Origin of the sequence: Oceanimonas marisflavi, from assembly GCF_003049725.1 — a bacterium.
In the GTDB taxonomy this organism is placed as follows: Bacteria; Pseudomonadota; Gammaproteobacteria; order Enterobacterales; family Aeromonadaceae; genus Oceanimonas; species Oceanimonas marisflavi.
This window is the reverse complement of sequence record NZ_QAGM01000071.1, coordinates 1-446: the sequence shown is the minus strand read 5'-3', so window position 1 is coordinate 446 and position 446 is coordinate 1. Positions and strand designations below refer to the sequence as shown.

Below are 446 nucleotides of genomic sequence, written 5' to 3'. Positions count from 1 at the left end.
ATGGTGTGCTGGGCGCCGATGTTCGCCCCCTGGTTCGCTTGAACGTACAGGTGATCGTTGAACAGAACGGTCGCCGTGAGTCGGGTTATTCCGGCGGCGGCGGTCGCTCTGGCTACGAAACGCTGTTTGCCGATGGCCGCCCGGAAGCCTTCGCCCGCGAAGCGCTGCGGCAGGCACTGGTCAACCTGGAAGCGGTGCCGGCGCCGGCCGGTGTGATGCCGGGGGTGCTGGGGCCGGGCTGGCCGGGCGTGCTGCTGCACGAGGCGGTCGGGCATGGCCTGGAAGGTGACTTCAACCGCAAGGGCACCAGTGTCTACGCCGGCAGGATCGGCGAGCGCGTGGCCGCCCCGGGCGTGACCATCGTCGACGACGGCACCCTGGATGGGCGCCGTGGTTCACTCAACATCGATGACGAAGGCCATCCGACCCAGTGCACCACGCTGATC

General features: G+C 68.4%; 1 protein-coding gene. It reads left to right on the top strand.

Going from position 1 to position 446, the window contains the following annotated elements; genetic code table 11:
- The coding region (locus DA373_RS16130; protein ID WP_232821416.1) for a metallopeptidase TldD-related protein at positions 1-446 on the top strand (446 nt) is incomplete at both ends.